The organism is Desulfosporosinus sp. (genome assembly GCF_014237355.1).
GTDB lineage: Bacteria > Bacillota > Desulfitobacteriia > Desulfitobacteriales > Desulfitobacteriaceae > Desulfosporosinus.
In genome coordinates this window covers 62,936-76,648 of record NZ_JABZFS010000056.1, presented here as the reverse complement: position 1 = coordinate 76,648, position 13,713 = coordinate 62,936, and the positions used below count along the sequence as shown (strand labels likewise).

Annotated in this window: 7 protein-coding genes; 1 reads left to right on the top strand and 6 read right to left on the bottom strand. The window is 44.9% G+C overall.

Annotated features, from left to right (window positions below; translation table 11 throughout):
* Positions 1-66 precede the first annotated feature (66 nt).
* On the top strand, positions 67-7,836 hold the full coding sequence (locus tag HGJ98_RS12150; protein ID WP_291351681.1) for an Ig-like domain-containing protein: 7,770 nt from the start codon (positions 67-69) through the stop codon (positions 7,834-7,836).
* Positions 7,837-7,934: 98 nt separating this feature from the next.
* Here HGJ98_RS12150 and HGJ98_RS12145 read toward each other — a convergent pair whose 3' ends face one another.
* The 6 genes from HGJ98_RS12145 to HGJ98_RS12120 all read right to left on the bottom strand — a co-directional run bounded on the left by HGJ98_RS12145 (position 7,935) and on the right by HGJ98_RS12120 (position 13,711).
* A complete protein-coding gene (locus HGJ98_RS12145; RefSeq protein ID WP_291351680.1) occupies positions 7,935-8,567 on the bottom strand; it encodes a YitT family protein in 633 nt (210 codons plus the stop codon).
* 236 nt (positions 8,568-8,803) lie between these two features.
* Entirely contained in the window at positions 8,804-9,211 is a 408-nt protein-coding gene (locus HGJ98_RS12140; RefSeq protein ID WP_291351679.1) for a hypothetical protein, read from the bottom strand.
* 87 nt (positions 9,212-9,298) lie between these two features.
* Positions 9,299-10,114 carry a methyl-accepting chemotaxis protein gene (locus HGJ98_RS12135; protein ID WP_291351678.1) on the bottom strand — a complete coding sequence of 272 codons (816 nt, stop codon included), beginning with the start codon at positions 10,112-10,114 and terminating at the stop codon, positions 9,299-9,301.
* 18 nt (positions 10,115-10,132) lie between these two features.
* On the bottom strand, positions 10,133-10,606 hold the full coding sequence (locus HGJ98_RS12130) for a chemotaxis protein CheW (protein WP_291351677.1): 474 nt from the start codon (positions 10,604-10,606) through the stop codon (positions 10,133-10,135).
* Positions 10,607-11,248: 642 nt separating this feature from the next.
* Positions 11,249-12,475, bottom strand: coding sequence for a serine/threonine transporter SstT (gene sstT / locus HGJ98_RS12125; protein ID WP_291351676.1), 1,227 nt, complete (start codon positions 12,473-12,475; stop codon positions 11,249-11,251).
* 270 nt (positions 12,476-12,745) lie between these two features.
* Positions 12,746-13,711, bottom strand: coding sequence for an ABC transporter permease (locus HGJ98_RS12120; RefSeq protein WP_291351675.1), 966 nt, complete (start codon positions 13,709-13,711; stop codon positions 12,746-12,748).
* Between the last annotated feature and the right edge of the window lie 2 nt (positions 13,712-13,713).

Here is a 13,713-nt window from a genome sequence, read left to right as displayed (position 1 = left end):
AAGCTTATCCCAGGAACCAGCTATCACGATAGTGGGTTAGTTAACGGAACAACCTATTACTATACAGTGACGGCCCTGGATGAAGCAGGGAACGAATCCCTTGTGGCCCCGGTGATTAGTGTAGTTCCGGCAGGTGGAGCAGGGATACACCAGGAAGACGACCTGGGGATTGTCTATAGCAGCGGCTGGACACGAACTTATGAAAACAATTCCAGTGGCAATTATTATAGTTGGACAAATACGGTGGATGCCACAGCGAGTTTTATCTTTGATGGTACGGGAATTAAATGGATAGGTTTACCAAGTGCAAATGGCGGATATGCAGAGGTCTATCTCGATGGGTCTCTGGTGAATACAGTTAATCTCTACAGATCTCAGCCTGAGTATCAGGCCGTTCTTTGGCAAAGTGGGGTTCTTGAAGCAGGAATTCACGAGCTAGTTATAAAAAGTCTTGACACCAAACAGGTCAATATCGATTACTTGGACGTGATTCAATCCTCGGATACCACACCGCCAAGTGCGCCAACGGGATTTAATGTTGGGAGCGAGGGAACTAGCCGCTATTTACAGTGGGAGCAAAGCCCGGAAGAGGATCTGTATGGTTATTATGTCTATCGGAGTCTTACCGGCCAGGCAGATTCCTTTAGTCGTGTCAATGTTGATCCCATCCGGTATGGCACAACCTATAGGGAAGAGTTCTCCGATTCCCCTGTCTATTATAAAATCACGGCAATCGATACGGTAGGAAACGAATCCCCAGCCTCTGCTATTGTCTCAGACACTCCACTAGGAACGTCTAATGCCCTGGTTGAAGAAGATAATCTGGCAATTGAGTATAGGGGAATCTGGACCCCGAGTGCCAGCAGTAACGCTAGCGGAGGGAATTTTACAAGTACAACAGATGCCGGCTCGACCTTTAAGTATACCTGGTACGGAACCGGACTGGATTGGCTGGCCAAGAAAGACTCTAATCTTGGAATTGCCAAAGTTATTTTGGATAACGGTCAGCCAGTTTTAGTGGACCTTTACAATGGATCGGCGCTGTATATGCAGCCTGTCTATCGAATCAGGGACCTGGCTTTAGGAATGCATACCCTGGAAATCACTTATTTTGGACGAAACATCAAAACAAACGGTACAGGAATTAACGTGGATGCCTTTAACATTGTCGATGCTAATACAGGGCTTCCCGTTCCGCCGAGCAATGTTGTCGCTAATGCTCTGGTCAATAAGGTGAAGCTGACCTGGGATGCCCCTGATCCGACCCAATATCCCGATATTATTGGCTACAATGTCTATTACCAATTTGGTGTTTATGCAGACCAGAAAGCAAATTCAGGGCTTGTTCAATCCGGATTTACCCACACAGGGCTTAGCTTAAGTACGGTTTACTACTATAAAATCACTGCCGTGGATGCCTTAGGTAACGAGTCCCTGGTTTCTGAAGAAGTTTCAGCAGAAACAGCGGAAAGTTATATTAAGGCAGTACTTGAACCGGCTTACTCAGGAGTACGAGGACAACCGATTTCCCTTGACGGGAAAAACTCCTATACCGCAGATCCCCCCCTGATCTATGCGTGGGATCTAGACAATGATGGCAGTTATGACGATGCCACGGGAGAACAAACCAGTGTTGTTTTCGACAATGCCGGGGAGTATACGATCGGTTTACAAGTCACAGATGCTAACGATCGGATCTCAACCACAACGGCAGCCGTCAATGTAAGAGTTGCCGTAACCGGAGTGAACCTGGATAAGGAGACTTTAACCCTTGAAGCTGGAAAGACGGGAAGCTTAACTGCTGCGGTCCTGCCTGAAGATGCACCGGATAAGACAGTCACCTGGAGTTCCAGTAATCCAGCAGTGGCAACCGTCAACTCCAATGGTGAAGTAACGGGGGTTAACCTTGGCACGGCGATCATCAGTGTTAAGACAACGGATGGCAGTTATACGGCAAGCTGTACTGTGACAGTTATTAAACCCATTGTAAAGGTCACGGGGGTAAGTCTAAACCAAAGCAGTCTAAGATTGAACGTTCATCACACAGCCCAACTAACGGCCACCGTAGCACCGACGGATGCCGATAATAAGGGTGTTACCTGGTCGAGCAGTGATGAGGATGTGGCAACGGTTGATCAAACCGGGTTAGTAACGGCGGTTAGCGCTGGAACAGCCGAGATCACGGTGACAACCAGTGATCAAGGCTTCACAGCGACCTGCCAAGTGACCTCTGTAGCAGATACTACGGCACCGACCATCCAGAGCGTTAGTCCTGAAAATGCCATCACCCTGGGTGGGGCTCAAGCACAGCGGCTTACGGTTAGGGCCGAAGATAATGAAGGCTCAGCAGGGGCAACGGCTCGTATGGAGTACAGCAGGGATGGCCAAACTTGGACTCTAATACCAGGTACAGTCATAGGTCCAAATGGAACCTCGCCCTTCAGTTTCTATATCGATTGGGATCTTTCGACAATGACTAGCGGAACCTATACTCTGCGCTATACGGTGGTTGATGGTGCTGAGAATTCTGTTCAACAAACGGTAACCTATCAGATCGATCGGACGGCACCTCAAGCTCCACAAAACTTAACAGCAACCGCTAGTCCCGGAAGTATTAATTTGTCTTGGACAATGCCAGCCGATGCGGATGTAGAGTATTATCGACTCTATCGAGCAGTCGCAGGCGGTTCCTTCCAGTTCCTGCAAAAAATCTCCGGACGTACCAATGTTTCCTGTACCGATTTAACCGGGGCAGAAGGGCAGGAATATCAATATCAGATAACTGCTGTAGACAAATTCAGTCAAGAGGGGTCTCCTTCGAATGTGGCAACCTCGACGGGGGTCAGTGATACTGTTCCTCCAACCATTCTGGGAATCGAACAGCTGGATGGCACAGTTTTTGGCAAACAAGCGACCATAACCGTAAGGGCAGAGGATAATATCAAGCTTGCCAGTGTAAAGCTGCAGTATTCCTTAAATGATCTGGACTGGACGGATATTGGCCGGATTAGCGACCAAACAACGGCCACCTTCCATTGGAATACGGAATCACTTAACGGAGAAGTTAAAGTTCGTGCCCTGGCCTATGATGCTGCCGGGAATGAGAGTGACGGTAATCCCGTTCGCACCTACCAGATTGACGGTGTCGGTCCTGCCCAGATCACTGGAGTTACACCCGTGGCAGCGGTAACCAGTGTCTTGCTTAATTGGGATGATGTCCCTGACTTAGATTTCCATTACTTCCAAGTAGAAGTTAAGGATACCTTTGATGGGATCTTCGCCTCAAAAGGAAAAGTCTATGATAAACGCGGGCTTAATGTTACCGGACTGAAAGCCAGTACGGATTATTGGTTTAGAGTGGTTGCTTACGATAAGGTGGGCAATCGGGGGATTCCTTCTGAGGAAATCCAGGTCAAGACCCTTGATGATGCTGTGGCACCCCAAGTAACCGGAATTTCGCCGGCACCTGCTCAATTTGCCAATCTGATTGCCTTAAGAGGGACCGCTGCGGATAACGTGGGAGTAGCAGAATTCACCTTCCAATACTCTACGGACCGTTTAGTTTGGACGGATTTGGCCACGATCCACCTTGCCAACTCGCCGGCTTCCGCTTCAGCTGCCTATGACTGGGATGTTTCTGGCTTAGCGGAGGGAGCATACTTCGTGCGAGGAGTTGCCAAGGATACTGCAGGAAATCTTAGCAGCACATCGGATAACGCTAATTATGTGGAATACCGAGTGGATCATACAGGGCCAACTGCACCCACAGGTTTTCAAGCTCAAGCAGCCGATGGCTATGTGACCTTAAGCTGGCTCCAGAATCCGGAACTCGATTTAGTAGCCTATAAGGTTTACAAATCCACCAGCGTGGAGGGATCCTATTCAGTATTAGCAGAACGGGTTTCTTCATTAGAGTATCGTGACAGGAATGTGGAACCGCAGACCACGTATTTCTATAGAGTAGCAGCACTGGATAGGTCCGGAAACGAAGGTCAATGGGCTGAAGTATCTGTTGCAACTTCGGATGATACCACTGTACCAGACGTCTTAAGTGTATCCCCTAGTGACAATGCAGCTTTACCAGCTAATCCAGTTATAAGTGTCCTGACCAGTGACAACTACCGCTTGGCAAAGGTGACCCTTGACTATCAAATGGTTGGGGACACCAGCGGACCTTGGACCTTGATCGGGGAAAAAGATCTTAATACCTATAGTGAGGTTAGTCGTTTCACTTGGACCACAACGGGGTTGACGGAAGGACAATATCTGGTTCGAGTGATTGCAACGGATCAAGCCGGGAACGTCAGTGCGGCGAGGGTTACCCAGTATACCTTAAACCTTCAAGCTCCGGTTCAGCCTGTATTAACGGTAACCCCCCGTGGTTGGGGAGTCGACCTTTCCTGGAGCGCCAATAGTGAACCTGATTTTGCCGGATATCGCCTCTATCGCAGCACTGTCTCTGGTGGAAGTTATCAAAGGATTCGAGAGACTACCTTAACGTCCTACACAGATACCCCCTTATTACCGGGAATTACCTACTACTATAAGGTTGAAGCCTTAGATACCTATCGTAATTCAGTCATGAGTGAGGAAATCGCTGCTGCACCAAATGCTGATGATCCTTATCCACCAACTGCTGCAGCGGGTAATGATCAATCTGCCATCATCGGAATGGAGATTTCATTTGATGGAACCCTTTCCCGTGATAATGACCGTATAGCCAGCTACGAGTGGGATTTCGGAGATGGGTCAGCCAAGGCAGCCATTGCTCAACCTACCCATACTTACCTTGAGGCGGGAACCTATACTGTAACCTTAAGCGTGTCCGATCCCACGGGTAATATTAGTTCAGACACCCTTCAGATCACGGTTAAAGAGCCCCTTCAGGTTGGAACCCTAGATGTCCGAGTCATCGATGATAGCAGTGGAGTGACGCTTTCTGGTGCGAGTGTCGTTATCCAATTACCCGATGGATCCTTAGAGCATGCCACCACCAATAGCCAAGGGATCGCAACCATCGTAGGCAGCGCAGGGGAATATAAGGTCTATGCTTACAAGACTGACTTTAAGCCTGTGGCCATTGATGCCACCCTGGAAAACAGTCAGAAGACCACCGCTACAGTTCGCTTGCAGAGAGGGGAACTGGTGGTTGGAGAATTGACGGTTAGGCGCATGACCCTAGACGAAGTAAAGGCCACAGGGGTCGATGTCAATGCTCCGGAAAACCAATGGGTTTATAGTTATGAAGTGCATCTTTCCTTCAATAACCAGCCCCTGGAACCAGTCGTTCATATCATTAATGGCCAAGGACAATTTATTGGGAGTTCGTGGCAGCCTTTAGTGATTCATAATCCACCGAATCCTCAGGGTACGAATCCGGGTACCATGATCGCATACCCTACAGCAGTTCCTAATTACGGTCATCCTGAGGTAAGGCCCACCATAGCCTATCTCGTCGTGCCGGGTGAAGCACGTTGGTTAAAGGAGTTTTTTGAAGTAGGTCTGACCTTGGAAAATACAGCGGATGAGGAGTTCGTAATTAGTGATTCTAAATCCACCTTAAAGCTGCCAAACGGGCTGGTCCTGGCGCCCACCCGCGAGCCACAGAGCTTAACAGTCAACTTAGGGGATATTGCCGGCGGCGAACGACGGGAAACAAAATGGATTATTAGAGGGGACGAAAAGGGCTGGTATAACCTGGAAGCAGATTTTACTGGCATGCTACAGCCCTTTGATGATCAGGTGAATGCTGTATTTAAGACGAAAGATCCTTTCAGAGTATGGGGAGATGATGCCCTCAGAATGCGCATCGATGCCCAAAACAGCGTAGATCAAGGTTATCCCTACAATGTTCGCTTTGGTCTGGAAAATGTTTCGGACATTCCGGTCTACAATGCAGCTATTGAACTAAAGGATCAAGGGAAGCAGCATTATATCTACGCCCCAAACCAAGAGCTGACCGAAACGATTAATGAACTGAGCCCGGGTGAGACAGTCTGGGCAGATTATCAGTTAATCCCCAGCATCAATGGTTTCTTAGATCTATCCCAGTCTTATATCTTAAAAACCGGCGGAAACTCTGCAGTCCAAAGTGAAATCACAGGGCATGATGTCCCCGAAAACTTGCCTGGCACAGCGCCGGTTCTCCAGCAGATACACACTTCGGATGGGAAAGTTACCTTAACTTGGACCCCGGTATCCGGAGCACTAAAGTATCGAATTTACTATGTGCGAGACGATTTGGCCATCTCTCGTTTGCCGGAGATGGTTTATGAAGCACAAGATTCGGAAACAACTGTGACCCTAGCGGAGACTAATGGCGCTAAAGATTATGTCCTCACCACTGTCATACCTGAGGGTGAAGTGCTTTATCACGCAACCACGGGACTTTCTTGGACCGCTAAAGCAGGTGCCATGGTGATCACCGTTAATCCTGATGAGATTTATGCGGGAGTAGAGCGGGAACTTTGGATTACAGTCAATAAGGAAGGATTGCCCGTGGCAGGCGGTACAGTGGATGTGGGTTCTTATGCCCAAGGCGTGATATTAGATAGCAATGGGCAAGCCAAGATAAAGGTTAGGCCTACCAGCCCAGGGATTATTGTAGTAACGGCACATGACCCGGTAAACAGCCAAATAACAGTCAGTACTAATGTAACAGTCCTCGGCGCTTTACTTGCAGCTCCTGTTGTTCAACCGGTATTTTACACGGATAGCGTTGTCAATGGAACAGCGAAACCATATACTAGAATCATTGTCAAAAAGGGCAGCGCTGAGATCGGTAATGGATTCGTCGGAGGAGATGGAACCTTTGCAGTAGGGATTTCTGCCCAGGCAGTAGGTACTGTACTAACGGTTATTGCAACAGACACCTTAGGGAACATTAGCCCTGAAACGACAGTAACCGTTGGCGAGCAGAACATTCCCGTCGAAGGAGTAAGTCTTAGCAAAGCAAGCACAACAATTACTGTTGGTGAGACTGAAATCTTAACAGCCACCGTTGAGCCAAATAATGCTTCCAACAAGGCAGTAAACTGGAGTTCCAGTGACGAAAGTGTAGCAACCATCTCGCCAAGCGGAATGGTTACAGGAGTAAGCGAAGGAACTGCAGAGATTAGAGTGACGACGGTTGATGGAGGATTTAGTGACATCTGCACCGTTACAATCCTGAAAGAATCTGTCATTAAACCCTTAGTTAGGCTGGGTGTTAATCCCAGACTTAACAACACGGTAGGACTATTCGTGGGTATAGGGGATATTATGGATGAATCAGGTAATCCAATATCTAACCCAATTCTTAAAGGTTACCAGATCGGGTTGGAGTTTAATCAGGAAAAATTAGATGTGCTTGACGTTATTGAGGAGACTAATTTAGGGAGCTTTACCCAAACCAATGATCCTGAAGGAAACATTATTCTTACGGATTCCTCAGACATAGGAACCTCGGATTTCGAGTCACTCTTCTTTGTACCTATTCAATTAAAAGGATCTGTACTTGAAGAGGCGAGCATCCGGATAAGGTTGATCGACATTACAGAGGAGACTATTAATTCCGTTGCCACAGACACATCAGTGACCCTTTATTTCCAGAGAGGAGAGATTCGTAACGAGTTCGCTGAAGACCCCGGTATAGAAGATGCCCTAGCAGGATTGCAATATCTTGCAAATATAAGGAAGGCCGGGCCGGGTGGAACAGAAGTCAACCTTGTAAATTTGGCATCGATTTATGCCCAAGAAGGCACGGATCAAGGCATCAAAGCCAATATCAAAGATATTATTACATTAATGCAGTATGTAGTAGGTAATCGTAATGAATATTTAGTACCGTCAGAGTAGGGGTCAGACCCCCACACAATGGGAAACAATTCTGACAATTTGAGGCGATAGGTGGTTTGATAAACGCTAGATGCAAATTTACATCTAGCGTTTGTTTTTTAGGGAGCTATGCTCTGAGGTTCGGTGTTCTTATCCTTGTTTAAACGTGCTGTGTATGGCATAAAAAAGTTTATAAATACCCCGGTGAAAAGGGCAGAAAATATTGTGCCGATACCTATTGGACCGCTAAATGCGAAAGCCAGTATTACAAGGACAAGGCTTACGAGGGCTCGTGAAATTGCGACATTAAGACCTGTTAATTCATTGATGACTAGCATTGATCGATCCATGGGATTTGGTGCAAAATTGGCTTGTAAGTTTACAGAAACCCCTAAACCCACAAACCCTACCCCAAGTATTAAACAAGAAGCCTGAGCGAACAGTGTTACAGGACTAATCAAATCCCCCAATACAAAAAGCCATAGGTCTATTCCCATACCAGTAATTAATGAGGTCATTAAGGCGAAATATTCAAGCCTTCGGCGCTGAGCAGCTGCATTGAATAATACCAGGGAAAGACCTACAACAATTTCCCAACTGCCAATGGTTAATCCAAACGTCTGAAATAATCCTACAAGGAGTGCGTCAAATGGGGAGGTTCCCATTAACGAACGAATTGTTAATGCTATCCCAAAGGTCATGATAATAATACCTGATACGTAGAAAATAAAACGATGACGTGACTGATGCATATGTTTCCTCCTCAACCTACTCTAGGGAAGTCTTAATCCTTCTTATTACGGAACAATACTATTAAGTATAATTGAGAAAAATATTATTTCAAGGGGTCTTCAACTGACCCCCACACAATGGGAAGCAATTCTGACAATTACGTAAGGATAGTGGTAATAACCAAAATAAGAGGTAGATTCGCTTCCAATCAGGGTGAATCAACCTCTTACTTATTTAACTCCCTAATAATAACCACCTAACTAGTTGCTAATTTTTTAGCAATCGCTTCAGCTAACCATTCTGCATGTATTTTTCCTTGTTGTTCAAGGGCTCCGCCCTCTTTTATAAGTTCCTCATTGATGGTAAATGAACAGAGACAAACTCCTCTATACATTAATTCCGTTCCCGCTATAAACATTTGGATTGCTGCCATGAAGTCGGCATGCTCTTGCTGGACTGAGACTGGAGGGTTAATCTTCGATAACTCTGATCTGCACTTCTTGTAATTATTAACAGCCATCATGTATCCGAGATTATTCTTTCTGAGTGTTTGAAGACTCATTTCCTTATCATTGATAATCGACTCGACATCTTTTGATATCTGATGGAGTCGCTGGGCAATTTCGTTAATTTTTTGTCCATATAGACTTTCCTCTTGATTCATCATTATCACTCCTCTCCTATCCTTGCTATTTTGATAAAAGAAAAGCACATTACGTTAATCTTTATGCTTCCAAATATAATATTTAAGCTAAAGCTTACTGGCTAAATCCGATAATGCCCTTGCTGAACCGGAAAGGGATTCCACTGTCGCTCCAATTTCCTCAACAGCTGCAGAGACTTCCTGTGTATTTCCCCCTACCTTTTCTAATTCCGTGGTCATTTTTCCGACAAGTCCTTGAATACCGCCGATTATTTTGCGAATATCCTTAGCTGATGTTGCGCTTGAAATTGCCATCGCTCGAATTTCAGAGGCAACTACGGCGAACCCTCTTCCAACATCACCCGCTCTAGAAGCCTCAATTGAAGCATTGAGTCCGAGAACCTTCGTATCACTAGCCACGGAATTTATGTATTCTACAACTTCCTCCATTTGTATTGCTTTTTCATTCACTTCGTGGGCCTGTACTGTGAGGGCTTGTCCACCATCTGCAAGGGATTGGGCAGAGGCAGCAATATTTTCTATGGCAGCAGCAACTTGCTCCAAAGATTCTGAGAGCTCCCTGGATAAGTCAGGTAATTTCTCCAGTGCATATTCTCTCTCATTTGAACCCGTTGTGGCAATCCCGCCGATGATAACTCCATTTTCCCGAATTGGATAAGCTACTCCTGTATAAGCAACGCCTAAGGATTCTGCTCCAACCTGTCTTTGGACCTTTTCACCAGTTTGAAGACATTGATAAGACGTACTCGTGGGTGGTAATGGGTCACCAACCTTAAGCGGGAGAACAATAATAGAACCCATTCTAATGTAGATAAATTTCTCAAGGTCAAATAAGAAAACTGATGTTTTACCAAAGTCTGTTTCAAAAATCACGTCTACCATTTGGACATAATCTTGGATCATAGCTATTCCTCCTAACAATTATTTTCCTTGGACTGAATCGCTTAGTTCAGGATTAGCAGAGTTTAACCAGGATAAAACTTCGTTTGAAAAAAGCTGTTCTATGTCTAAGACTGGAATAATATTATCCTTTGTTTTAATAATTTCTTTGATTGTGCCTTGATGTATAATGTTAGGGATCTTTTCAAGAGAGTTACTTTCAAGAATTTCAACCACATCATCTACCCAGAGGCCCACTTTTTCAGTCTCCTTGGCCGACTCGAAAATCATTATTCTTGGTTCACCTTCGTCAGCGGGCTCAATTACAAATTTCTTTCTTAAATCGATAATCGTGACAACTCCGTCACGAACTTTGGCAATCCCCTGAACGAATTCGGGTGCGCCCAAAAGATCTATGACTTTTACAGGCTTGATAATTTCGCGAACACAATTCATCTCTACAGCATAGTCATTCAGCCCTAATTTAAACTGAATAAATTGTTTCATTTCGTCCATTTACCTTACTCCTTTCTTTTTCATAATGGTATAACTTCCGGAAATTTGAATGATGCAGTAGTCGTAAAATTACCTAATTAAGCCCTAAAAATGCAATAAATATGCCAATAACTCTAATTATTCTTAGACTTTTTAACGAACTATGTATAAGTCCTAGAAAAATAATTTTTAATTATTCGAAATATTTAAAAATTAATAAAACATACAAACTCAGTTTTGTCTACCAATCAAGACATTTTTCTCATAAAGGCCAGGTTATTTGTAATATAGCTGGGTTTCACAATGTGTCTACCTTTGGACGTTATCTCAGATCGTAGACATTCTGATAATCCTAAAAGGGTCTTTGAGCGGAGCTCTATCCGAAGGGTGGTTCAACATGCAATTTTGGTTGGTAGTATTCCTGAAAATAATCCTGCGTTTCCAGTATCAGATATTCATCAAAAAGCTTATTGCAAGAAAGTAGGGAAAAGAATTAAGTGAGTTATGGTATGCAAATGCGGCTTCTGGTTCTGCAATATGATGAGGTTGCTCCTAATTAGCATAGTCATCTGCTCTTCCAAAAGAGAAAGCCCCCTTTGGCAGATAATACTGCGAAAAGAGAGCTGGGTTAGGCGTATTTCAACCACCTTGATTTGCTTCTATCTATTCTAATGATTCTTTTCCTTCTCTACGAAACTTAGCAAATTCAGCAGTTGCTGTAAAAATCACGTCTGTGGAGGAGTTAAGTGCCGTTTCGCAAGAATCTTGTAAGACACCTACGATAAAACCTACACCAACTACCTGCATAGCAATTTCATTTGGAATTCCGAATAGGCTGGCTGCGAGAGGGATCAGCAATAGGGAACCACCGGCTACGCCTGATGCACCGCAAGCACTTATAGTTGCCAGTAAGCTGAGGAGCAATGCAGTAGCGAAATCCACTTCGATGCCTAGTGTTTTAACTGCTGCAAGGGTCATAACAGTAATCGTAACAGCTGCACCAGCCATATTAATGGTGGCACCAAGTGGAATGGATACGGAATAGGTATCTTTATTTAAACCTAGATTTTCACACAAGCTCATATTTACCGGAATGTTAGCAGCAGAGCTGCGTGTAAAAAACGCAGTAATACCACTTTCCCTTAGACACTTAAACACGAGGGGGTATGGGTTTTTCCGAATATATACGTACACAATGATAGGATTGACAATAAGAGCTATAAAGGCCATACAACCAATTAAAAGTGCCAGTAATTGTCCATAGCTGAGCAAGACCCGGATTCCACTTGTAGAAATGGAATCAAATACGAGACCCATGATACCTAATGGCGCAAATTTTATGATCCATCTAACCATTTGGGTTAAGGCGTCTGAAAAATTCGAGATCAGCGTTTTTGTAGTATCACGCGCATTCTTTAAAGCAAAGCCGAGGATTAACCCCCACGCCAATATCCCGATATAGTTAGAGTTGTAAAGTGCTTTTACTGGGTTATCAACGACATTCATTACTAATCCTTTAAGAACCTCGACTATACCTCCAGGAGGCGACAGGTTTTGGGCCCCCGCTGCAAGGGTCAAGGTTACCGGGAACACAAAACTGGCGATCACCGCTACAAGTGCAGCTGCGAATGTTCCTAAAAGATAAAGGATGATGATGGGTTTCATATTCGTTTGATGGCCGCTCTGGTGTTGAGAGATTGCTGACATGACCAAGAAGAGCACCAATATTGGTGCAATTGCTTTCAAAGCACCTACGAATAAAGAGCCAAAAATTGTGATGGGTTTTGCTGCTTCGGGAATCGTTACTGCCAAGATAATTCCAATGATCAAGCCAATTATTATTTGTTTTACCAAACTCAATTGATTCCACTGGTTCATAATAGTTTTCATTAATCGCTACCTCCGATAATCTAAGACACTCAATATGGATCATTCCCTATGAACCTTTAACAAAGTTCATCCTAACTGATAATAGGGGTAAAATCCACAGTTAATATTCCCCAAAAAATCGATAATGATAATGGGGTCTGACCCCCACACAATTTAGACACAATTCACTAGGACCATGGGATTTCCTAATAATCGATGGAACGCGAAGAGCAAGAAGCCCATCATTCTGATGGAGGCTTCTTGCTCTTTATCATCGCCGCAGATGTTTTACTATCTCAGCCCCTTATCATAGGGTATGCCCTCTGCTTTAGGAGCCCTTGATTTTTTGGAGGTAAAGGCCAGAACGACCATGGTTGCCACATAGGGCAGCATTTTATAATAAGTTTGGTTAATATCCAAAGCAGCTAAGAAGGGGATTAGGGCAATGGAATAGGCCACAGTACGCAGGAAGGCGAAAAATAAGGCTGCGAGCAGGATCTTAAAAGGCTTCCATTGTCCGAAGATCATAACGGCAAGCGCCAGGAAGCCAAATCCCGCAACTCCTGTATGACCGTTGGTGTTCCCGTTCATGACTCCAACGGCATAGAAGAATCCTCCAATTCCGCCCAGGATACCGGAGAGGCTCACTCCTGCATAGCGCATGAAATAGACGTTTATTCCAACAGAGTCGGCGGCATGAGGATGTTCACCACAGGCGCGAAGGCGCAGACCAAACTTCGTTTTATAAAATACGATTGCCGATAGAACCAGCAAGAAAATTCCAATGTACACAGTGATATATGTATTTTGAAAGAATAATTTACCCAGCACGGGTACTTCGCTTAACAGGGGAACTTCTTTAATATAGAAGTTCTTGTTTGTCGTGATACCGTCGCTATTGAAAAACATTTTGGAAAACAAAAGAATGGCGGCGGGAATTAACATATTTAGTGCGGTACCTGTAATGGTCTGGTCTGCTTTCATAGTTACAGCTGCCAGGGACAACAACAGGGAATACAGAAATCCCGCACCTGCTGCAACGAGCATACCCAGGAGCAATATACCCTGGGCGTCGATGGAGGTACTTTGTACAAAGTAAACGAACAGGCAGCCAAAAAATGCACCCACCAGCATGATCCCCTCAAGAGCAATGTTAATGACACCGCTGCGTTCACTGAACATACCGCCCAGGGCCACCAAAAGCAGGGGGATAGCAACCGGAAGGGTATTCTGAATCAAATAATAGAAGGTATCCATAA